At 41.9% G+C, this 21,527-nt stretch carries 19 protein-coding genes; 10 read left to right on the top strand and 9 right to left on the bottom strand.

What is annotated here, in order from left to right:
• The first annotated feature begins 386 nt into the window (after positions 1 to 386).
• The 3 genes from GXP67_RS13995 (at position 387) to GXP67_RS13985 (ending at position 4,427) form a co-directional block, all read left to right on the top strand.
• Positions 387 to 1,208, top strand: a complete 822-nt coding sequence (locus GXP67_RS13995) for a 2Fe-2S iron-sulfur cluster-binding protein (RefSeq protein ID WP_162443682.1) — start codon at positions 387 to 389, stop codon at positions 1,206 to 1,208.
• Positions 1,205 to 2,212 (top strand): FAD binding domain-containing protein, encoded by a 1,008-nt coding sequence (locus tag GXP67_RS13990; RefSeq protein ID WP_162443681.1) that lies wholly within the window; start codon positions 1,205 to 1,207, stop codon positions 2,210 to 2,212. The genes GXP67_RS13995 and GXP67_RS13990 overlap by 4 nt, the downstream gene beginning before the upstream one ends.
• A gap of 91 nt (positions 2,213 to 2,303) precedes the next feature.
• A complete protein-coding gene (locus GXP67_RS13985; protein ID WP_162443680.1) occupies positions 2,304 to 4,427 on the top strand; it encodes a xanthine dehydrogenase family protein molybdopterin-binding subunit in 2,124 nt (707 codons plus the stop codon).
• Between the two features lie 86 nt (positions 4,428 to 4,513).
• On the opposite strand, the gene GXP67_RS13980 is transcribed toward GXP67_RS13985, so the two are convergent.
• The 5 genes from GXP67_RS13980 to GXP67_RS13960 form a co-directional block, all read right to left on the bottom strand.
• Positions 4,514 to 6,133 carry a Na+/H+ antiporter gene (locus tag GXP67_RS13980; RefSeq protein ID WP_162443679.1) on the bottom strand — a complete coding sequence of 540 codons (1,620 nt, stop codon included), beginning with the start codon at positions 6,131 to 6,133 and terminating at the stop codon, positions 4,514 to 4,516.
• Positions 6,134 to 6,202: 69 nt separating this feature from the next.
• Positions 6,203 to 7,492: a hemolysin family protein gene (locus GXP67_RS13975; protein WP_162443678.1), complete on the bottom strand. Its 1,290-nt coding sequence runs from the start codon at positions 7,490 to 7,492 to the stop codon at positions 6,203 to 6,205.
• Between the two features lie 85 nt (positions 7,493 to 7,577).
• The gene (locus GXP67_RS13970; protein ID WP_162443677.1) at positions 7,578 to 8,597 is read right to left on the bottom strand and encodes an LLM class flavin-dependent oxidoreductase; all 1,020 of its coding nucleotides are present in this window, start codon (positions 8,595 to 8,597) and stop codon (positions 7,578 to 7,580) included.
• Between the two features lie 153 nt (positions 8,598 to 8,750).
• Positions 8,751 to 9,188: an organic hydroperoxide resistance protein gene (locus tag GXP67_RS13965; protein WP_162443676.1), complete on the bottom strand. Its 438-nt coding sequence runs from the start codon at positions 9,186 to 9,188 to the stop codon at positions 8,751 to 8,753.
• A gap of 38 nt (positions 9,189 to 9,226) precedes the next feature.
• Positions 9,227 to 9,652: a MarR family winged helix-turn-helix transcriptional regulator gene (locus GXP67_RS13960; protein WP_162443675.1), complete on the bottom strand. Its 426-nt coding sequence runs from the start codon at positions 9,650 to 9,652 to the stop codon at positions 9,227 to 9,229.
• Positions 9,653 to 9,804: 152 nt separating this feature from the next.
• On the opposite strand from GXP67_RS13960, the gene GXP67_RS13955 reads away from it, so the two are divergent.
• The 3 genes from GXP67_RS13955 to GXP67_RS13945 all read left to right on the top strand — a co-directional run bounded on the left by GXP67_RS13955 (position 9,805) and on the right by GXP67_RS13945 (position 12,810).
• Positions 9,805 to 10,965 (top strand): aldose epimerase family protein, encoded by a 1,161-nt coding sequence (locus GXP67_RS13955; protein ID WP_162443674.1) that lies wholly within the window; start codon positions 9,805 to 9,807, stop codon positions 10,963 to 10,965.
• A gap of 76 nt (positions 10,966 to 11,041) precedes the next feature.
• Entirely contained in the window at positions 11,042 to 12,130 is a 1,089-nt protein-coding gene (locus GXP67_RS13950; RefSeq protein ID WP_162443673.1) for a winged helix DNA-binding domain-containing protein, read from the top strand.
• Between the two features lie 179 nt (positions 12,131 to 12,309).
• Positions 12,310 to 12,810, top strand: coding sequence for a DinB family protein (locus GXP67_RS13945; RefSeq protein ID WP_162443672.1), 501 nt, complete (start codon positions 12,310 to 12,312; stop codon positions 12,808 to 12,810).
• Here GXP67_RS13945 and GXP67_RS13940 read toward each other — a convergent pair.
• The 4 genes from GXP67_RS13940 to GXP67_RS13925 all read right to left on the bottom strand — a co-directional run bounded on the left by GXP67_RS13940 (position 12,746) and on the right by GXP67_RS13925 (position 15,798).
• A complete protein-coding gene (locus tag GXP67_RS13940; protein ID WP_162443671.1) occupies positions 12,746 to 13,267 on the bottom strand; it encodes a GNAT family N-acetyltransferase in 522 nt (173 codons plus the stop codon). The genes GXP67_RS13945 and GXP67_RS13940 overlap by 65 nt on opposite strands.
• Positions 13,268 to 13,384: 117 nt before the next feature.
• On the bottom strand, positions 13,385 to 14,782 hold the full coding sequence (locus GXP67_RS13935) for an MATE family efflux transporter (RefSeq protein WP_162443670.1): 1,398 nt from the start codon (positions 14,780 to 14,782) through the stop codon (positions 13,385 to 13,387).
• A gap of 89 nt (positions 14,783 to 14,871) precedes the next feature.
• A complete protein-coding gene (locus GXP67_RS13930; protein ID WP_162443669.1) occupies positions 14,872 to 15,147 on the bottom strand; it encodes a hypothetical protein in 276 nt (91 codons plus the stop codon).
• 249 nt (positions 15,148 to 15,396) lie between these two features.
• Entirely contained in the window at positions 15,397 to 15,798 is a 402-nt protein-coding gene (locus GXP67_RS13925; protein ID WP_162443668.1) for a VOC family protein, read from the bottom strand.
• A gap of 538 nt (positions 15,799 to 16,336) precedes the next feature.
• Between GXP67_RS13925 and GXP67_RS13920 the strand changes: the two genes are divergently transcribed.
• The 4 genes from GXP67_RS13920 to GXP67_RS13905 all read left to right on the top strand — a co-directional run bounded on the left by GXP67_RS13920 (position 16,337) and on the right by GXP67_RS13905 (position 21,168).
• Positions 16,337 to 16,930 carry an RNA polymerase sigma-70 factor gene (locus tag GXP67_RS13920; RefSeq protein ID WP_162443667.1) on the top strand — a complete coding sequence of 198 codons (594 nt, stop codon included), beginning with the start codon at positions 16,337 to 16,339 and terminating at the stop codon, positions 16,928 to 16,930.
• Between the two features lie 20 nt (positions 16,931 to 16,950).
• On the top strand, positions 16,951 to 17,919 hold the full coding sequence (locus GXP67_RS13915; protein ID WP_162443666.1) for a FecR family protein: 969 nt from the start codon (positions 16,951 to 16,953) through the stop codon (positions 17,917 to 17,919).
• Between the two features lie 33 nt (positions 17,920 to 17,952).
• A complete protein-coding gene (locus GXP67_RS13910; protein ID WP_162443665.1) occupies positions 17,953 to 19,836 on the top strand; it encodes a peptidase associated/transthyretin-like domain-containing protein in 1,884 nt (627 codons plus the stop codon).
• Between the two features lie 210 nt (positions 19,837 to 20,046).
• The gene (locus tag GXP67_RS13905; RefSeq protein WP_162443664.1) at positions 20,047 to 21,168 is read left to right on the top strand and encodes a hypothetical protein; all 1,122 of its coding nucleotides are present in this window, start codon (positions 20,047 to 20,049) and stop codon (positions 21,166 to 21,168) included.
• Positions 21,169 to 21,527: the final 359 nt, after the last annotated feature.

Below are 21,527 nucleotides of genomic sequence, written 5' to 3'. Positions count from 1 at the left end.
AAAAATAAATTGAAAAATTATGCATCTCTCTTGTAACTTTTGTTTTTCAACCCCGTATAAGTATTTATTCTGTAGTTAATACTTTAGAAATAAATATTAACTCTTATGAAAGGATTAGAGGAAAATCGGCAAGGAGCTTAGGCTAGTGAAGATTTCTTTTAATCCTTTTCTTTTATTCCGGCCTGCCTATGTTTTACTTTCCCTCCCTTCACAATTGAGTCCCTACTGAGGTAATTGTCTTATCAAGTGCGATACCGGTTTCCGGATTTGTGAGCGAGGTGATAGTCCAAAACAAGTATCAACAAAAACCGGTTGTATACAAGCCAGGCAGTAAGGCTTTCAGGTTTTGCAGATTTAATTTTGCCCACTCAAAATCATATGAATCAATGACAGAAGAGAATCAAAACGAGGGACTCACCGAAGACGAAAAAGCATTACTTTCAGAAATCTTATCAGAAGATTCATCAAACCTTTCGGAGTTTGGAGAATCCAGGCGGAATTTTCTGAAACAACTCACCATGGCAGGTGGTGGTATTCTGGCCTTTGAGTTATTTGGGGGACAAGAACTACTTGCCAGCCCAGCTACTCAACCATTTACAGAAAGTATAGAAAATGCCGTTACCCTTTCATTTAAAGTAAATGGTGCAAAAAAATCTCTTTCCCTGGATTCCAGAATGACTTTACTGGATACCCTTCGTGAAAAGTTACAATTAACCGGTTCAAAAAAAGGATGTGACCATGGACAATGTGGTGCCTGTACTGTAATGGTAGATGGTAAACGGGTGCTTTCATGTCTTACGCTGGCAGCAAGTTGTACGGATAAATCGGTTACTACCATAGAAGGCTTAGCCAAAGACGGCGAATTACATCCGATGCAGACCGCTTTCCTCAAACACGATGGTTTTCAATGCGGCTATTGCACCCCTGGCCAGATTTGCTCAGCCGTAGCTCTACTCAGTGAGGCAAAAAATGGAGAAGCCAGCTATGTAACAGCCAATGTTCAAACGAGTAAAGGGGCCGTTAGTCTGTCAGAGGAGGAGATCCGGGAAAGAATGTCGGGGAATATTTGCCGTTGCGGGGCGTATCCTAACATTGTAGATGCCATCCGCGAAGTACATACTGGCAAAGGAGTAGCCCAAAACTGGCAATTTGTGGATGACAATCAAGCAAGCAACACCTCTGATCTACCCAAAAACGACAACAAATGAGACCTTTTACTTATACGCCCACAAGCACTGTACCTGCTGCCACCCAAAAGCTGAAAGCAAATCCCAATGCAAAATACCTGGCAGGCGGCACAAACCTGCTTGATCTGATGAAGGAAGATGTAGAAAAACCCACTGAACTGATAGATATTACCCGGCTGGCACTGACTGAGGTGAAAACAATCATAACTGGTGTAAATAAAGGAGGTATAACGATCGGTGCCTTAGGTAAAAATACAGACACAGCCAATCATCCTTTAATCCGGCAGAACTTTCCACTACTTACGCAATCTATACTGGCCGGTGCCTCTGCCCAGATCAGGAATATGGCATCTAATGGTGGGAATCTGAATCAGCGTACCCGTTGCCCTTATTTTTACGAAACCTCTATGCCTTGCAACAAGCGTGAACCAGGAACCGGATGTGGCGCCCTTGAAGGCATCAACCGGATGCATGCTATTTTTGGCTGGTCCGAAGCTTGTGTAGCGGTTCACCCCTCGGATATGTGTGTGGCGCTGGCAGCTCTGGATGCTGTGGTGAAAGTGCAAGGTGCAGATGGAAAAGAACGGAGCATTCCTTTTACTGACTATCATCGCTTGCCTGGAGATTCACCCCAGAAAGACAATAATCTGAATCCTGGTGAGCTGATTACGTCCATTGAAATTCCAAAAAATAATTTTGCCAATACCTCTTATTACCTGAAAGTACGGGATCGGGCTAGTTATGCCTTTGCGCTTATTTCTGTAGCTGCCGGCGTAGAGTTGGAAGGTACCCGCATTAAGCAAGCTAAAATAGCCTTGGGTGGAGTGGCTCATAAACCCTGGCGAGCCCTGGAAGCCGAAAAATTCCTGGTTGGCAAAGAAGCTACTGAAGCCAATTTTAAACAGGCGGCTGAACTGGAAATGAAAAGTGCAAAACCACTGGAACACAACGAATTTAAAATTGAACTGGGCAAGCGTGCTATAACCAGAGCTTTAATGCAGGCTATGACCGGAGGAAAAGCGTAAGTTACCTTACAAAATAAACAGCAGGATTTGCATCTCTCCTACTATTTGCAGCAAACACTACAATGTTAACCACACAAAAAACCTTATCCAGATGAGTGAAGTGAAGAATGTCGGTCAGGCCATAAACCGCATAGACGGCATATTGAAAGTAACCGGAACTGCTACTTATGCCACAGATTATATTCTCAAAAATGCAGCACATGCCGTTATTTTTAAGAGTACCATCGCCGCAGGGAAGATCACAGAAATGGATACAACGGACGCAGAAAAATCAGCTGGTGTGTTGGCTGTGATTACGCATAAAAATGTACCCAAATTAAATGCGAAAGGCGGCATCCGGGGAGGAGCTTTATTGCAAAATCCGGATATTGAATTTTATGGCCAGCATATTGGTGTAGTGGTTGCCGAAACTTTTGAGCAAGCCCGTTATGCAGCGAAACTTGTGAAAGTGAAGTATGAAAAAGGGGAAGCGAAAGTCGATTTTGCAAAACATGCCAAAGAAGCAGTTTTGCCTAAAGAAGAAGAAAAAGCTGATGCCGTTCGTGGGGATGTAGAAAGTGCTTTCAATACTGCGGAGTTTAAAGTGGAAGCTGTGTATGAAACGCCGATTGAACATCATCATCCGATGGAACCTCACTCGACCATTGCTTTCTGGGAAGGGGAAAAAGTGACTTTGTATAATGGATCTCAGATTGTGAATGGGGCACAAACTGCCGCAGCAGTAACGCTCAACATAAAACCTGAAAATGTCCGCATTGTTACGCCGCATATTGGCGGAGGATTTGGGTCAAAAGGGGGACAATGGGCAAACCTAGTGCTTACAGCTGTGGCAGCTAAAACAGTGAACCGTCCGGTTAAATTAGCACTCACCCGTCAGCAAATGTTCAATTCAGTGGGACTTCGCCAGAAAAATCACCAGAAAATCCGGCTGGCGGCAACCAAAGATGGTAAACTAACTGCCCTGGCACACGAAACAACGACGCATAGTGCCATTAATAATGAGTTTGTGGAACCATGTGGCGACTGTTCAAAAGTGATGTATGAGACGCCTAATTCTCTCATTTCTTACCGGGTAGTTCCCATGAACATCATTTTACCCACCTATACCCGTGGGCCAGGAAAGTCTACTGGCAGTTTTGCGCTCGAATCGGCTATGGATGAACTGGCCTATCAACTGAAAATAGATCCTATTGAATTCCGAATTAAAAACGAGCCTGCCAAAGATCCTTCCAATGGCAAACCCTGGTCATCACGCACTACCGTTCAGTGTTTACAGGAAGGTGCCAAAGCATTTGGGTGGGACAAACGCAAAATGGAACCACGGCAACAGGAGCAGGGAGAATATTTAATTGGCTATGGGGTGGCTTGTGGATCTTATCCTGCCCGGCAACGGGATACTTCGGCCCTGGTAAAATTAACTCGCAAAGGCAGCGACGTAAAAGCCACTGTTGAACTGGCTGCCTCCGACCTGGGAACCGGTACACATACCATTATTGCACAAACTGCCTCCGATGCATTGGGTATACCTATCAAAAATATAATAGTACATATTGGAGACTCCTCCTTACCTCCAGCCGCTGGTTCGGTGGGATCAGTAGGAGCCGCCAGTTTTGCCAATGCGGTAAATGATGCCTGCAATAAAATTACTGATGAGCTACTAGCCAGATCCGGCAAACAATTTCTGGTTAGGCCGACGGCTGCCGCTTTGATGATTTCTGAAAATATTGCCGAATTTCAGACCAGGATGGATGCCAAACCACCTGCAGATGCCGATCAATATTCTGCCCATAGTTTTAATGCTAATTTTGCGGAAGTATGGGTGAACAAATATACTGGAATGGTGCGGGTTCACCGTTTTCTGGCGGTAACTGGTGCTGGAAAGATATTGAACCCAAAAACCGCTCGTTCACAAATTATCGGGGGATGTGTTTGGGGCATAGGAATGGCACTCACCGAAGAATCGATACTCGATCCACGATGGGGAAATTTTGTTACCCGTTCCCTGGCGGAATACCACGTTCCCTCCAATCTGGATATTGGAAAAATTGAAACTATTTTTATTAATGAAATAGACACTAAACCAAATACGCTGGGTGTAAAAGGTATCGGTGAAGTAGGCATTGTAGGCGTAGCAGGAGCGGTGGCAAATGCTATTTTTAATGCAAGTGGAAAACGGGTTCGTGAATTGCCTATTACTCCTGATAAGTTATTGTAACCATAGAAAACCTAATTCAAAGTTCTTTCTGCTTAGAGGAATAGACTATTTCAGATTAAGTTGAAATTTGTGCCTTTGGAGTAACTTTAAGTAGGTTCAACTTCATGCGCTAATTTTTCCCGGAGCTTAAACTCTTCAATATCAATGAGTGACAGGTATTTCCGGATCAGTTCCTCGTCAAATTCAGAATGCCGGTTCATCTGGTAAAGTAGCTTTCGCTGCTGCTCTAACAGGTCTAAATAAATGCGCTGAAAACTAGTAAGGGTATTTTGAATAGCATGGTTTGATTCTTCAGAATCTTGTTGAAAAAAATTCAGGTCTATTTGCAGCCTTGCAAACAAATTATTTACATGTTCGTTTTTCACCCGTTCCTCGCTGTATTTCTCTTCCAGAAGTTGAAGGGATGCCTGAGCCATTTTTTTCTGAATAATGCGTTCCTGCTTGTGTTCCGGAATTGGTGAGTACTTATCTTCAGGCCTTACTTTCCGGATTACCCAGGGAAGAGTTAATCCTTGAAAAACCAGGGTAACCAGAATGACGATAAAGGTAATGAAGAGAATCAGGTTGCGATAAGGAAAAGGCTGTCCTTCATCGATAAGTAGAGGGATAGAAAGTGCTGCTGCCAGAGATACCACCCCACGCATACCTGCCCATCCAAGCACAAAAGGGCCTCTCCATCCTGGATTGTCGTCTGCTACAGTAATAAAACGGCTCATAAACCTTGTAAAATAAGAAGCACCAAATGTGCAGAGAAGTCTGGTGAAAATCAGTACCAGAGAGATACCCAGCCCATATTCGATGGCACTGGCTATACTAATATCTCCGAGTTGCTGGGTAATGGAAGGCAATTGAAGTCCGATAAGCAAAAAAATCAGTCCGTTCAATACAAAAACCAGGTTGGTCCACACCGTTATTCCCTGAATCCGGCTCTGATAAGTAAGCATATGCTGCCGTTTACTGGATAAAAAAAGGCCGCCGCTTACTACTGCCAGTACCCCCGAAAAGTGAAAGTGCTCTGCTGAATAATACATACAATAAGGAGTGATCAGCATTAGAACAATTTCTATACTGGTAGTTGTAGGTAACCAGCGATGTATAGCATAGAAGATCAACCCAACCAGCAACCCAATCAATATACCCATACAAACGACAAGTACAAAACTGGTAGCCGCCTCTCGAAAGTGGAACTGCCCGGTAACTATAGTTGCCAGAGCAAAACGAAACACAATCAGGGAGGAGGCATCATTAAGCAGGCTTTCCCCTTCCACAATGCTCACCAGAGACTTAGATACTTTTACCCCCCGCATAATCGTAGTAGCAGAAATAGCATCGGGAGGAGAAATAATGCCACCTAACAGAAAGCCTAATGCCAATGTGAAGCCCGGAATAAAGGCACTGGATACAAAGGCAATGACACAGGAGGTAAGGATAACAATGGGAAAAGCAAAACTGGTAATAACCCGCCGCCATCTCCAGAATTCTTTCCAGGAGGTTTGCCAGGCTGCTTCATAGAGAAGGGGTGGAAGAAAAAGAAAAAAAACCAGCTCCGGATCAATCGTTACATGCGAAAATGCAGATGTGAAACTAAGCGCAAGTCCGCCTATTACCAATACAATGGGATAAGCCAGCCGGAGTTTATTGGCGATCATCACCAGCGCCAGAATAATTAAAATGAGGAAAACATATTGAATGAGCAGGCTATGCATACAGGAAAGGTTGAAAGGCGAAATTAATAAAAACCTGTTTGCCTGATACGCTTCTTTTCAGCTTATACCTTAAGAATTGCCTTTATCTATTTTAACCAGTACTTTGTCTATCCGATGGCCGTCCATATCGATGATCTCAAATTTAAAATTATCGAATTTAAATTGTTCTCCCGTAGTGGGGATATGTTTTAATTGGTTCAATATAAAACCTGCCAGCGTATGAAAACCTTCATAGGCTTCTGTATCCACTTTCTCTATATTAAAACGGTCTAAAAATTCATCAAAGGGTAACTGTCCATCGATCAGGTAACTATCATCTTCGCGCTTTTTGATCTCATATTCAAATTCATTCGCTGTAGAAATGCCTCCTACGATAGAATTGACAATATCATTCATCGTGACGATTCCTATAACTACCCCATATTCATCTAAAACCGCCCCAAAATGAATTTTATTAGCTTTAAACTTTTCCAGCACATCATAGGCTTTGCTTATTTCCGGAACAAACAATACTGGTTTAATATACGAAGCAAGGTCAATCACCTGGTTTTCCAGATAGGCTGGCAGCAGATCTTTCACATATACAATTCCCAGCACCTGATCGAGCTGATTTTCGCACACCAGAAAAACGGCATGTTTCCCCTGAATAATTTTAGTTTTTAACTCAGAAAACTCATCCAGGATATCCAGCCAGACAATATCCTGCCTGGGTGTCATGAGTGAACCTATTTTTTTATCTCCCAGGTTAAATACCCTTTCCACAATATCCTGTTCAATCTCTTCTATAGACCCATGCGTAGTTCCTTCCACTACCAATGCTCTGATTTCCTCTTCGGTAATTGGAGTTTCCTGATCTGTCCGGATGCGGAACAAGTTCAAAATTAAAGTAGAGGATGAACCCAGTAACCAGATAAATGGCGCAGTAACCCTGGAAAGAATGTTCATAGGCTGAGCCACGATTCTTGCAATACTTTCCGCGTAAGCCAACCCTATCCTTTTAGGTATAAGTTCTCCTAACACCAGGGAAAAATAAGTAATGATTAGTACCACTACTCCAACAGCAATACTTTCACTATAAGGTTGTGCAAGCGGGTACCCATTCAGAAAAGCTTGTATATCCTCTGTAATACTTGCGCCTCCAAACACACCATTTAAAATACCGATCAGGGTAATGCCAATTTGTACGGTGGAAAGAAAGCGGTTAGGAGATTCTGCTATTTCAAGGGCTAACTGGGATGGTTTATCTCCTTTTTTTGCTTCTATTTCCAGTTTTGCTTTTCTGGCAGACACAATAGCGATTTCAGACATGGCGAAAACACCATTCAGCAGAATCAGCAGTAAAATAATCAATAACTCCATGTAGTTGTAAAGTGCAGTTTAAACATTCCTGTGCATAGGTATACCTGGAATGAAACAAAGTATACATAAGTCTACGCATATTAGTTTACACCACGTAGAGAAATTCTTTCATTAATTCTGAAACTATCCTGTAAGAATGTACCCGGTCCTCATGGTGATAAATGTGTGAAGCTACCATAAGTTCATTTACACCGGTTTGTTTGAGAAATTCGGCTGTTTTCTGCTTTACTGTTTCCTTGCTACCTACAAAGGCATATTTCAGCATACGCTGAAAAGCAGGGTCCTGAGATATCTCCCATAATTCGGGTGTCATCTCTATCGGTTTTTGCATATAATCAATTTTTCCGGTAAGTACCCCTACAATCATGCGGATCATAGAAGTTGAAATTCGTTCCGCCTCTCTGTCCGTATCAGCCGCAATAATATTGATACACGCAATGGTATAAGGCTCCTGTAAAAATTCGGATGGCTGGAATTCGCTGTAATAAATATTCAAGGCATCAAATAAATACGTAGGCGCAAAATGACTGGCAAAGGCATAGGGCAATCCTAATCTGGCGGCTAAGTGGGCACTATCAGTGCTGGAGCCTAAAATATAGATCGGTACCTCTACTCCTTCGGCTACAGTCGCTCTTACTCTGGCACCCCGGTTATCGGGTGAAAAATACTGCTGTATCTGTCTGATTTCATCCGGGAACTGGTATACCGACTGCATTCTGTCGGACCGGATCGCATAGGCTGTAGCCTGGTCTGTGCCAGGAGCCCTGCCCAGGCCCAGATCAATCCGGCCAGGAAACAGAGATCCCAGGGTTCCGAATTGTTCGGCTACGATCAGGGGTGAGTGATTGGGCAGCATAATTCCGCCGGAACCTACTCTTATTTTTTTTGTACCTCCGGCAATATGGCTAATAAGCACAGAAGTAGCCGAGCTGGCAATGCTGATCATATTGTGATGCTCGGCCAGCCAGAAACGGGTATAGCCGAATTCCTCCGCTTTTTGAGCCAGATCAAGGCTTTTTTTGAATGTATCTTCAGGTGTGCTGCCACTGGCAACACTGGCCAGTTCTAATACAGAATAAGGTATAATCTTTGGGTTGGTTGTCATATGTATATTTACTCATTGTGGTGTTTTCTGCCTGCTGACCTATACTGAAATAAATTAAGCCTGGGCAGGAAAATACCTATTCATTTAAATAAGAAACTAAAACAGCGGAAGAGAAAGAGTCTGCCGCTGTTTATGAAGCATTCAACAGGTCTGTCAGGCACTCACTTTTTCGTCGGTGGTGACAGATAATTCCACCTGTATATTGCCTCTGGTCGCATTAGAATACGGGCATACTTCATGTGCGGCTTCTACCAGTTGCTGAGCTATCTCTTGATCTACTCCAGGTATATTAACGGCTAAAGTAACAGCAAGCCCAAAACCACCATTAGCTGCTTTGCCCAGTTTTACATGCGCTGTTGTAGTAGTAACACCAGTTTTAATCTTTTTCGTACGGATCATCAGGTGCAAGGCACTGTCAAAGCAAGCGGCATATCCACCGGCAAATAGTATTTCAGGATTCAGAAAATCTCCTTTAGGGCCTCCCAATGATTCCGGGGTGCGTACTTCAATATCCAATATCCCGGTTTGTGATGTTACGTGTCCGTTTCTGCCTCCTGTAGCTGTAGCGTAGGTACTATATAGAATTTCCATGTTAAGTAATTTTAGAGTAGGTATAAATTGTATTTTTATCAATCTGGTATTTGCTTCATTAGCTTTGTCAGAATAGTATTGAATTGTTGAAAATCATTGGCATCTATGGCCATAGCCTGATTCAGCTGGTCTGGTATACAAGAAGCCGTTTGCTTTATTAGTATCCCTTTTTCAGTGAGGCTTACCTCAACTTTCCGTTCATCTTCTGTGCTTCTTTTCCTGCTGAGCAGTCCTTTTTGTTCCAGCCTTTTAAGCAAAGGAGTAAGTGTACCACTGTCGAGCATTAATTGGTGGCCTAAGTCTTTCACTGAAATAGGCTGTGTTTCCCACAAAACAAGCATCACCAGATATTGAGGGTAGGTAAGCTTTAACGCTGCCAGTAATGGTTGATACAATGCCGTGATATACCTGGATAAGGCATAAAACTTAAAGCATACCTGATTCCTTAAACAAAGCTTTTCCATAGGTTGCAAATATATTGTAAAAAATTTAATTGTGTACAATTAAATTGCAAATAATTCAAATATGTCAGAGTTTTATAGGAATTATATAAAACTTCTATTAATTGCGTTAGAAGAAATCCATACATGGCATAACCTATTTAATTTAGCTTACAATGACATTCATCCATCTCCTGCTGTTTTTGTATAATATTCTTAGTTATCCGCCTGATCATATTCCATTAGCTACAAAGAATAAGGTGCCACAAATACAGGCAAAAGCAGGAATTACAAAATCGGTGTTTGGAACTTTTCCCGATGGACGTGTCGCCCACTTATTTACCTTGCGTAACCAGGCCGGTATGGAAGTCAATATTAGCAATTATGGCGGCTATATCGTTTCCTGGACGGCACCCGACCGGAAAGGGAAGCAGGAAAATATCACCCTTGGTGTACCCACTTTTGCCGATTATTTGAAAGGAACGCCTGCTTTCGGACCGATTATCGGCCGTTTTGGAAACCGGATTGCAAATGGGAAGTTTTCCCTGGATGGGAAAGAATATAGCCTGCATGTAGGTAGGAGTGGACATCATCTGCATGGAGGAAAAGAGGGTTTTGATAAAAAACTCTGGTCGGCCACTCCGGTAAACAGCAACGAACCCGCATTAGAATTACAATATACCTCACCCGACGGGGAAGAAGGATATCCGGGAACACTGTCAGTGAAGGTAGTTTACACCCTGCAAAAAGACAATGCCTTACGGATTGATTACACCGCTACTACCGATGCTCCTACCATTTTAAATCTGACCAATCATGCCTACTTCAATTTGAGCGGAATGAAGCAGGACATACTCAAGCATGAACTGATGATACAGGCCGATCAATTCCTGGTGACCGATCAAAATCAGATTCCTACCGGAGAACGCAGAAAAGTAGCCGGTACTGCGCTTGATTTCACTAAATCTACAACCATTGGCACCCGCATCAACGATACCACTGATACACAAATCCGCTATGGCTTTGGCTATGATCATTGCTTTGTATTCTCCGATACCTCAAACAGACTTAAATCAGGGGCTACGCTTTATGAGCCAGTCAGTGGACGTTTCCTGGAAATGTATACCACTGAACCAGCGGTACAACTATATACTGGTAATCATTTGAATGGAGCAGTGAAAGGGAAAGAGGGCATTGCTTTCACACGCCGTTTTGGAGTATGCCTCGAAACCCAGCATTTTCCGGATGCTCCTAATCATCCTGACTTTCCGAGCACTACTTTAAGACCAGGAGAAACCTATCGGTCTACTACTGTATATAAATTTTCAATCCGATAAGCATAGTAAGCTATTTTTACTGACATAGGGTTGTCACTTTCGGATCGTTAATTTGTATCCTAGCAACGCCTTACACATGAACGAAAAACTGTCTGTTCCCGGTGATATTTTGAATAGCCGGATTCTTAATCAGCAACTGGTTAATAGCACCTGTACAACTCCCAAAGCGGTTGTCAGCCATATGGGGGCTATGCAGGCACAGGATTATGCGATGGCTAAATGGGCTATTGGTGTGCGTTTACCAGCTTCAACAGAGGCTTTGATTGAAAAAGCCATTGACGAAGGCGACATTATCCGGACACATATTTTAAGACCTACCTGGCATTTGGTGGCTGCTGATGACATCCGCTGGATGATGCAGCTGACTGCTCCCCATGTAAACCGGCTGGCAGCAACCATGTACCGGCAACTGGAGATAGATGGAGCCTTACAAAGTAAGACCAATGAGATACTGATCCGCTTGCTGGAAGGAGGAAAGCAACTGACGCGGGAAGAGATTATGGCAGCCCTTAGCCGCGAAAACATCACAACCAATGAGTTAAGATCCTATCATATCATGTTCCGGGCAGAACTGGATCAGATCGTATGCAGTGGCGCCAGACGTGGCAAACAGTTTACCTATGCCTTATTTGAAGAAAGAATTCCTCCGGGAAAACCGCACAGCCGGGAGGAGGCATTGGCCAAACTTGTCCAACGATATTTTACCAGTCATGGCCCGGCTACTGTTCATGATTTTGCCTGGTGGAGCGGATTAACCATCACCGAAATAAAGCAGGGACTGGAACTAGTAAAGCCGATTTTAAACCACATTATTTTCGACAAAAAAACCTACTACTTTGTTTCCCGGCAGGCTGAAAAATTCCCTGCTGGAAACCTGGCCTATCTGCTACCTGCCTTTGATGAGTTTCTGATTAGTTATACAGACAGAAGTCTTTGTCTGGACCCAACTATTGCCAGGGAAGCTATATCGAGCAATGGTATATTTAAGCCTGTTCTGGTAATGAATGGTAAAATTGTTGGACTCTGGAAACGCACGATAAAAAAGAATACCGTTGCTATCCAGTTGTATTTTTCTGACAAGGAGCTGGAAAATAGTTATGATCTGTTTGCTGCTTGTATTGAGCAGTACGGTAAATTTCTTAACCTGAATACAGTAATTAATTAACTCTGATTCTTGTAATCAGTTAAGCTATCACCTGGATTCAATCAATGAAATGGTATATTGAGATATTCTCTTAGCAGTTCCTGAACATATGACATATTTTCAGCCTATATTTATGATAGATTAATGTAACTGCACCATCTGCCGCTTCTATTTTTCAACATACCTAAATTCTAACCCGGATGAAAACCCAACAAGAACTATTTATAAAAATGGTACTGGATGCCTGGAATATACATATCAAAAGAACGGATGATTTATTTAACAGCTTATCCGATGAACAATTGATGAGGGAAGCATCACCTGGCAGAAACAGAGGCATATACTTATTAGGCCATCTTACTGCGATACATGATAAAATGTTGCCATTACTTGGCCTGGGCGAATCACTGTATCCTGAGCTGTATGAACTATTTGTAACGAGCCCTGATAAAGCCAGAACAGACATTCCGTCCATTAGCGATCTAAAACTTTCCTGGAAAAAGGTGAATAGTGCCTTAACGGAGCATTTTTCAAGAATAACACCTGATGAGTGGTTCCGGAAACACAATGCCGTATCGGAAGATGATTTTGCCAGAGAGCCGCACAGAAACAAGTTAAATCTAATTATTAACAGAACTAATCATCTGGCAAATCACCTGGGGCAATTGATCTTTTTGAAGCCACCAAACCGGCAGGACTAAGCAGCATATCATAGCGGTCTAATCCCTGTGCATAATAGTCATTGGTAATTTTTGTGACCGCAAAACCCAGGGTTTCAAAGAACTTGTAGGAATGCTGAGTGGTATCCAGAAGAATGATTGCAGCCGGATGTAAAGCCTTGATTTTATATATTCTGTATTCGAGGAGTTTCTTACCAAAACCTTTCCGGTGCCACCTGTTAGCTACCATTCCCCAGGTCATAGTGGCCTGAGAGGTAAGCGTATTGATGTGAAATCCGCCACAGGCGATTACATTGTTTTCTTCTTCCAATACATAATATCTGTTTATTTCTGTAGGAGAGGACTTTTCTTGCAATTGTTCATCTAACCAACTCTTAAACTCAGCCAGTTCCTGAGGAGTAAAAAATACGGGTATATTGCTCTTGAAAATGTCAATACACCCTTCCCGGTCTGTAGCTTGATATTCTCTGATTAACATATTGTATAACCTGAATCCATATTTGATGCTGACAAATTATTCAGTATAACAACAGAATTCTATACTAGCAAAAGTTTTAGTTTTTACAAGGATAGAATCCTGTTCTATCTTATTGTTTTATACCTTCACCTGCTTCCAATTGCCTTTTTTGAAATAATACCAGGCTACACAGGCAATTAGTGATTCTGCTGCCGGAATAGCAATAAATGCTCCGGTTGAGTCCATATCTAAACCTAGGGCTAACAGATAGGCCAGAGGAACCTGAAAAAGCCAGAAGCAAACAAAGTTAATTACTGTAGGCGTTCTGGTATCACCGGCCCCATTGAAGGCTTGTATCATTACCATACCAACAGCATAAAATATAAACCCTGATCCGATGATCTGTAGCGCTTGTGTGCCATACCTGGCTACTTCTACATCCTGCGTAAAAACGGCTACAATGGGCGCTGAGAAAAACAAGAACAAAACCATTACAAAACTCATCAGAATCGCATTGTATCTGGCCGTAAGCAATACACTTCGTTCTGCTCGCTGTATCTGACCGGCTCCCAGATTCTGACCGACTAAGGTAGCTGCGGCATTACTTAATCCCCAGGCTGGTAAAATGAAGAAAACAAAGTTGCGGAAGGCAATCTGATAACCGGCAGAGGCAGCTGTTCCACCCGTTTCTGCCACCAGCCTGGTTAAAATAATCCAGCTGCCGCTTGCAATAATAAACTGAAAAGTAGCAGGCCAGGCAATCGCTACAATGGATTTAGTAATGCCTGGATTCAACTTAAAATGATGCCGGTAAAATTTTAAAATGCCACTTCCCTTGAACAAATGATAGCACTGGTAAAGCACCCCTGTACTTCTGCCGATAACCGTTGCAATAGCTGCGCCTTTCAACCCGAAAAAGTGAATCAGCAGGGGGCATAATATGATATTGATGATACTGGCAATCCATAAACTTTTCATGGCCATGGCTGCATCTCCGGCTCCCCGGAAAATACCATTGATCAGGAATAGTAACATGATGGCTACACTTCCTCCCAGCATGATGCGTGTAAAAATAGCTCCATCCCTGACTACCTCTTCATTCGCCCCCATCAAAGCTAAGATTTCACCGGCATACACCATTCCTGCGATACTTACTAGTAGTGTAGCTAGTAGCGCAATCAGCATAGACTGGGCACCGGCATGCGCGGCCGCTTCCGGATTTTTTTCACCAATCCTGCGGGCTACCATGGCCGTAGCAGCTGTACTCAACCCAATGGCAATGGAATAAACAATAGTGATCACTGATTCTGTCAGGCCAACCGTAGTAATGGCATTCTGCCCTAGTTTACTTACAAAAAACATGTCTACTACGGCAAATACACTTTCTAAACTTAATTCCAGAATCATGGGAATAGCCAGCAGAAAGATTGCCTTGCGGATACTTCCCTGGGTATAGTCCTGTTGCTCGCCATTAAGCGACTGTTTAATTACTGAAAATATATAGGAGAGGGTAAGTCGTCTGTCTTTTGTTATCATGGTCTGGTTAGTAAGGGGTAGTTTATAAAAAGAAACACTTCATCAGCCATCAGAACTGATGCATGTTCAATAAAGAAGAATGGATAATGTTATTTTAAACGATCAAAGGATAATTCATTCGCCCATACAAATGGCCAGGAAGGGATATCATCTTCTAAAACCTGTGCGGTCCATCCAGAAGTCTTCAATAGGTTAATTATTAAAGAGGCCTCTATACTTTCGCTTGTACATACCACACGCAGGATTTTATCACAATCTTCCAGATCAAAGTTTGCTTTATAGCCGGGAAAAGCGCTGTTTATCTGCTCAACGAGTATACTGGCCTGATCCCGAGATTCCACATTAGTCTTAAAAACTTCTATCATGAGTTGTCTATTTTTAAAGAGTGGTTTGCTGCGTTACTGGATATTACTTATATCAGGCGGCTGGTTATAACTATTTTATATCATAAGGTTATTTTCAATGATACACAAATGTATAATCCAGGTACCTGCCCTCATATTAATTTGGATAGAAGGTAAAATAGCATTTTAATTACAGGGCATTTGCTGTCTTTTGTACCCCTATGCATTAAAGAAACATTTGTTAACCCTTACTGTATGATAAGACGATAGCTATTGGATAGCACTTGGGTCCATATACATTGTTTCCCAGAGATGCCCATCCAGATCCTGAAAACCCCAGCTATACATAAATCCCTGATCCTGTTTTGCATTGGGTGTAGTGGCACCTGCAGCGATTGCTTTGTTTACCAGTTCGTCTACCTGTTCCTTGCTATCGGATGATAGTGCTATGATCACCTCTGAACTTTTTGACGTATCAGGGATGTCTTTTTTAGTAAAACTTTTAAAATAAGGTTCTACAAGCAGCATCACGAAAATATCTTCGCCTACAATCATGCAGGTGGCCTTTTCATCGGTAAATTGAGGATTAAATCTGTAGCCAAGTTTGGTAAAGAACTCAACTGATCTGTTTAGGTTTTTAACCGGAAGGTTTACAAAAATTTTAGTTGCCATAATTTTTATTTTTAAGTAGTTTAATAGAGTTTAAATATTTTATACCCCTGTTTTATACAAATAATATGGTATATTTAATAAATAATCATATACAAATGTACAATAGTCTTTGTTATTTGTATGGGGTAAAAGCGACAAAATATAGGGTATTTGCGACAAATAATATAAGTGTGATTCAAGTTATAATCGCTTATATAGCGTTTTATGCATTGAGAAGAAACAATACTTAATATTGATTGCGAATTTGAAATTAAATTATAAAAAAATCATTATATACAAAAAATGTTGATTAAGAAAGATAAATTTCTACTATCAATGTAGTTAGATAGAGTGAAATAAGTTATTCTTTATTTTTACCAGCATCATAGGGGTAAAACCGGATATAGGTGTCATACAGCCAGATTTTGTTATTGAGTTTTATTGTATATAAAAGCAGTTTTTTGTACATCCTTTACGAACAGAGTGTAATGCTTACAGAAATAAATTTGCCTCCTGTTCAGATGAGCAGTACAACCATTCCTTCTATAAAAATTATTGAATGAATACAACTTATACATCAGCCCGGTCAACCGACGCCGACACGATTGAACTGCTGATCAGCGGCGATGAAGCCGTTTTTGAAAAGGTTTTTAAATCCTACTTCAAAGCCTTACATGCTTATGCCTTTACCATCCTGAAGGAGGACGAAATAGCGGAAGAAATGGTGCAGGTAGTGTTTATGAAAATATGGGAAAAGAAAGAAGGCTTGTCTATACAAACCTCTTTAAAGGCGTACTTGTATCGCTCCGTGTACAATGAGAGTATCAATTATTTAAAGCACCAGAAAGTGAAATTAAAATATAAAACACATGCCGCGCATCAGATGAAGCATGAAACGGATAACGCTTCTAATCAGGTGCAGCACCAGGAACTGGAAGACCGCCTGCATAAAGCCCTTAATGAACTACCGGAAGGATGCCGTACCATTTTCCAGTTGAGCCGGTTTGAAGAACTCAAATACCAGGAAATTGCCGACAAATTACAGATTTCCATTAAAACGGTAGAAAATCAGATGGGGAAAGCCTTAAAAATCCTGCGTTTAAAGTTAGTAGACTTTCTGCCTTCACTATTATTCGTATTATTGGTATGTTAACAGAGAAATACTTACCGGACATGAACGACGAATTGCTGACAAAATTCATGTTGGGTGAAACTACCCAGGAAGAAAACAAGGTAATACAGCAATGGATCCAGGCAGATAAAGCCCATGAAAAACATTTTGCCGATTTCCAGCTCATATGGGAGACCAGTAAAAAGTTAGCTTTCCAAAGTAAGGCAAATGAGGAGGAGGCCTGGCAGCGGTTTAAGAACAAAAGATCACAGCATACTACTAAAGAAGCACAGGTAAAACCACTTATTTCCCGGTTTATCCTGATGCGGGTGGCAGCCGTTTTTGTTATTGCTTTCCTGGGCTGGGCTGGCTATTGGGGCTATCAGTCCACACAAAACCCATCTGCCCTGATGAGCATCCAGACTGGTGAAGAAACCCGCACCGAAACATTGCCGGATGGATCAGTCGTTACCTTAAATAAACATTCAACACTTACTTATCCAAAGGCATTCCAGGGCAATACCAGAGAACTTAACCTTCAGACTGGAGAAGCTTTTTTCGATGTTATACCTGATAAAAATAAACCCTTTGTGGTACAGGTAAATAATGTACAGGTGAAAGTGCTGGGTACTTCTTTTAATATCAAAGCAGCCGCAGAAACTACAGAAGTAATTGTGGAAACCGGCCGGGTAGAAGTAAGCCGGAACAACAGAATTGCCTTGTTAAAACCTCAGGAAAAGGTGCTGGTCAAAGAGAATGTGGCTGATTTTACGAAGGAGAACAACCCGGATAAATTATATACCTATTACCGTAACAAGGAATTTATAGCCAATGATACCCCACTCTGGCGGATGGTAGACGTACTTAATGAAGCCTATGATGCAAACATTGTGATTGAAAGGGAAGAATTGCGGAACTTAAAACTTAATACTACTTTTAAGAACGAATCGCTTGATCATATTCTGAGTATTATCAGCCAAACCTTCGACATTAAAGTAGTAAAAAAGGAAAATAAGATTATCCTGAGATAATCTTATTTTTGCTTTTCAAACAAGAAGTTTTGCATGAAGTACAAACCCATTTTTTTTTGCCTGTGTATTTGTGGTATACTATCATTAATGCAGGTAGCCAAAGGACAGGGCTACCTATCTAAAATTATATCCATACGTATCGAGCAGCAACAGTTATCGGCTGCCCTGGATACGCTGAGCAAAAAAGGCGGTTTTTACTTTTCCTACAGCAGCGATATTATTCCCAAAGACAGCCTTATTAATTTTACTGCGGATAGCCTCAATGTAAAAGAGGTGCTGGATACCTTGTTGCAAAACGGATTTGATTATAAAGAGGCACCCAGGTATATTATTCTGCGTCGGGCACCTTACAATTTATCGCTCATGGCAGAAAGCGTAACCGAAAAAGACAATGCCTATACTGTTAGCGGATATGTAATAGATGCACGTACAGGCGCAGGCATTGGCCAGGCAAGTGTATATGATAAAAGATTACTCGTGTCTACCCTCACAGACCAGGCAGGTTTTTTTTCATTCAAGGCCAAAAATCCGGAAAATGCCATTGCGCTAACGGCTACTAAGGAATATTATAAAGATATTACGGTAGTTATTCTTTCCTCTGTAACTGTTTCCCAGCAAGGAGCAGAAACCAATTACGGCTATGAAGTAGATGAGAATGGCAGCCGGGTAGAACGCACTGCCTTTGGCCGGTTTTTTATTTCTTCCAGACAAAAGATACAAAGCCTGAATCTGGCTAACTTTTTTGCCAGAACTCCTTTTCAGGCTTCCCTAACGCCGGGACTTAGTTCGCATGGCATGCTTAGCAGCCAGGTAATTAATAAATTTTCCCTCAACCTGGTAGGGGGGTATACCGCAGGTGTAAATGGTGTAGAATGGGCCGGTGTGTTTAATATTAACAAAAAGAGTGTCAGGTATTTTCAGGCCGCTTCGGTGTTTAATATTGTGGGGGGTAAGGTGCAGGGGCTACAAGCGTCAGGCGTTAACAATACGGTACTGGATAGTGTAAGTGGCGTGCAACTTACGGGTGTTTACAACAGAGTAGAAGGAAGGCTTCAGGGATTACAGGCGGCAGGTGTGTTTAACCAGGTTACCAATGTTGTAGAGGGCACACAGTTCGCAGGCGTATTTAATATGGTAACAGGCCGGGTAGCCGGGGTACAGGCAGCAGGATTATATAATTACACTCAATCCTCTATACTTGGTGTACAGCTGGCTGGGTTCAGCAACCTGAATAAGGGAGAAGTAAAGGGAGTGCAAGTGGCTGGTGCCTTCAATACAACTACAAATAACCTAAAAGGTATGCAACTGGCAGGAGCGGGTAATATAAGCAAGGGAGAAACTAATGGCGTTCAACTAGCTGGTCTGTTTAATTATGCCAGACAATTGAAGGGGGTGCAGATTGGCGTAATTAATATAGCTGATACTTCATCTGGCGTAAGTATAGGCATACTTAATTTTATCCGGGGTGGCTATCATAAAGTTTCTGTTTCTTCCAATGAAATAACGAATACCAATATCGCTTTTAAAACAGGTAATGCAAAACTATACAGCATATTAATAGCTGGCGCCAATCTATCTGGTTCAGCCAAGGTATATGCGTTTGGATTTGGTTTGGGTCATGATTTTATTTTCAATAAGCGATTTTCACTTTCTGCCGAATTATCTTCCCAGACCCTGTATCTGGGCGATTGGGAAAATACGCTGTCCTTGCAACGGGCCAAAACAAGTCTCAATCTGCAGCTTTTAAAAGGGCTGAGTATTTTTGTGGGTCCTGCTTTCAGTATAAATCCAGGCCCTGCCAACGTCTCTGAAGCAGGCTATAAAAAGGTGGTCCCTTCCAGTAGTTACCCCTTGCTTATCAACAAAGCAAATCTGAAAGGATGGATAGGCTGGGAAGCCGGTATCACCTTGTTTTAATTCTTATCTAACCATTTTTTATCCTGCAAACAGAAACCTGTTTTGAAACTGGGAAAGAAGATGGTAAAAAATGGTAGAGCCGCAGTTTGTTAAGGCCGGTATGTTCTTGATTTTATAAAAGGCCTGCAAAAATGTTAAGATGTTTTTTCATCCTACATAGGGGAAAGTCTTTTGTAAAGTGTCTCACCACAGAATTTAAACAAACAACATATGTTTTACTCTATCTTCACTACTTTCCGTAACTGGATTTTTGTTGCACTCTTAACAAGCAGTCTGCTCATTTACTTTACTATTCCATCATTGGCCCAATCTGATTCACTACTAGAAAAATCAAATTCAGTACATTTCGGCTTAGGCTATCCGGTAAGCAACCATGGTACGCAGGCAGCAAAGTATAGCAATATATTCTCCTTTAATGCCACAGTTGGCCTTTCCCGGCAGGAAAAAGGCTTTAGCCTGTCAGGGTTTTCAAATATTGTGAAAGACAGTGCAAGCGGCTTTCAACTGGCTGGTTTCTCCAATCATATCGGGCAATATATGCAGGGATTGGGCATTTCCGGGTTTATGAATACCTATGGGCGTGGCAAAGGCTGGCAAATAGCCGGGTTTACTAACCTTGCCCGGAACCAGGTACAGGGAATGCAAGTGGCTGGTTTTTTAAATAAGGCAGGAGATACGCATGGCTTCCAGACAGCAGGATTTATAAACAAGGCAGGAAATGTAACAGGAGGTCAGGTGGCTGGCTTTACTAATATAGCCAAACAGGTAAAGGGTGTTCAAATAGCCGGATTTATGAATAAGGCTGCCTCTGTGAAAGGGGTTCAGATCGCAGGGTTTATCAATATAGCCGATAGCAGTGATTACCCAATAGGGCCTATTAACATCATTAAAAATGGGGAAATGAGCATTGGCGTAAGTATTGATGAAACCCAGACGGCACTTCTTTCCTTCCGATCCGGCGGAAAAGTACTATATGGCATAGTAGGTGCCGGTTATAATTTTAAAAATGAAAAGGCAAAATATGCACTCGAAGGTGGTATGGGCGCTCATTGGCTCAGAAGCAACACCTTCAGATTAAATACTGAACTGGTAATGATCCATCTGTCAGATTTTAAAGATGTAGGATATACCAAAATTCCTTTACGGGTTTTGCCCTCCTGGAAACCGAGCCGCCACCTGGAGATTTATGCTGGACCCACCTTTAACTTTATTATGACTGATACTACGGAAGGAAAAGAATTAGTAAAGCATACAATCTGGGATGATAAAGGAGGTAGAAATATGGAAGCCCTCACAATTGGGTTTATGGGCGGTATACATGTAATTCTATGAGTAAAATGAGGTTAGTGAAAGTTTGTTAAAAGCCTGCCTTGCTCCATAATGGCAGACTGTTGAAGGAGATTATTGGTAGTCTGACTGCTTGGTTGCACCCTCGTTATAAGGACTCCTTTATTACTAAGGGCCAAGATACAGCCTATGTTACAGGTCCACATGTAGAATGCCTTCTGAGTCGTAAACAGGTTTCTTCAAGACACTTTTATAGCAAATTTCAACTATATAAAAGCAACGCTGTTAATTTCTATCCTATTTCATTCTGTAATAGCTGTTCCGGTGTTGCCTGAACAATTTGAACTTTGGTTAATCTGGTCTTTTGGATGGCAATTATATTTGTTTATAGGGATCATAGTTGC

Origin of the sequence: Rhodocytophaga rosea (assembly GCF_010119975.1) — a bacterium.
In the GTDB taxonomy this organism is placed as follows: Bacteria; Bacteroidota; Bacteroidia; order Cytophagales; family 172606-1; genus Rhodocytophaga; species Rhodocytophaga rosea.
This window is presented reverse-complemented; position numbering and strand designations above follow the sequence as displayed.

Excerpts from the sequence above, each read along its gene's own strand:
- GXP67_RS13975 (WP_162443678.1), bottom strand. The coding sequence starts at position 7,492 with ATGGAGTTATTGATTATTTTACTGCTGATTCTGCTGAATGGTGTTTTC.
- GXP67_RS13950 (WP_162443673.1), top strand. The coding sequence starts at position 11,042 with ATGAACGAAAAACTGTCTGTTCCCGGTGATATTTTGAATAGCCGGATT.
- GXP67_RS13960 (WP_162443675.1), bottom strand. The coding sequence starts at position 9,652 with ATGGAAAAGCTTTGTTTAAGGAATCAGGTATGCTTTAAGTTTTATGCC.
- GXP67_RS13970 (WP_162443677.1), bottom strand. The coding sequence starts at position 8,597 with ATGACAACCAACCCAAAGATTATACCTTATTCTGTATTAGAACTGGCC.
- GXP67_RS13990 (WP_162443681.1), top strand. The coding sequence starts at position 1,205 with ATGAGACCTTTTACTTATACGCCCACAAGCACTGTACCTGCTGCCACC.
- GXP67_RS13935 (WP_162443670.1), bottom strand. The coding sequence starts at position 14,782 with ATGATAACAAAAGACAGACGACTTACCCTCTCCTATATATTTTCAGTA.
- GXP67_RS13965 (WP_162443676.1), bottom strand. The coding sequence starts at position 9,188 with ATGGAAATTCTATATAGTACCTACGCTACAGCTACAGGAGGCAGAAAC.
- GXP67_RS13940 (WP_162443671.1), bottom strand. The coding sequence starts at position 13,267 with ATGTTAATCAGAGAATATCAAGCTACAGACCGGGAAGGGTGTATTGAC.
- GXP67_RS13945 (WP_162443672.1), top strand. The coding sequence starts at position 12,310 with ATGAAAACCCAACAAGAACTATTTATAAAAATGGTACTGGATGCCTGG.
- GXP67_RS13955 (WP_162443674.1), top strand. The coding sequence starts at position 9,805 with ATGACATTCATCCATCTCCTGCTGTTTTTGTATAATATTCTTAGTTAT.
- GXP67_RS13925 (WP_162443668.1), bottom strand. The coding sequence starts at position 15,798 with ATGGCAACTAAAATTTTTGTAAACCTTCCGGTTAAAAACCTAAACAGA.
- GXP67_RS13920 (WP_162443667.1), top strand. The coding sequence starts at position 16,337 with ATGAATACAACTTATACATCAGCCCGGTCAACCGACGCCGACACGATT.
- GXP67_RS13910 (WP_162443665.1), top strand. The coding sequence starts at position 17,953 with ATGAAGTACAAACCCATTTTTTTTTGCCTGTGTATTTGTGGTATACTA.
- GXP67_RS13905 (WP_162443664.1), top strand. The coding sequence starts at position 20,047 with ATGTTTTACTCTATCTTCACTACTTTCCGTAACTGGATTTTTGTTGCA.
- GXP67_RS13915 (WP_162443666.1), top strand. The coding sequence starts at position 16,951 with ATGAACGACGAATTGCTGACAAAATTCATGTTGGGTGAAACTACCCAG.
- GXP67_RS13980 (WP_162443679.1), bottom strand. The coding sequence starts at position 6,133 with ATGCATAGCCTGCTCATTCAATATGTTTTCCTCATTTTAATTATTCTG.
- GXP67_RS13985 (WP_162443680.1), top strand. The coding sequence starts at position 2,304 with ATGAGTGAAGTGAAGAATGTCGGTCAGGCCATAAACCGCATAGACGGC.
- GXP67_RS13995 (WP_162443682.1), top strand. The coding sequence starts at position 387 with ATGACAGAAGAGAATCAAAACGAGGGACTCACCGAAGACGAAAAAGCA.
- GXP67_RS13930 (WP_162443669.1), bottom strand. The coding sequence starts at position 15,147 with ATGATAGAAGTTTTTAAGACTAATGTGGAATCTCGGGATCAGGCCAGT.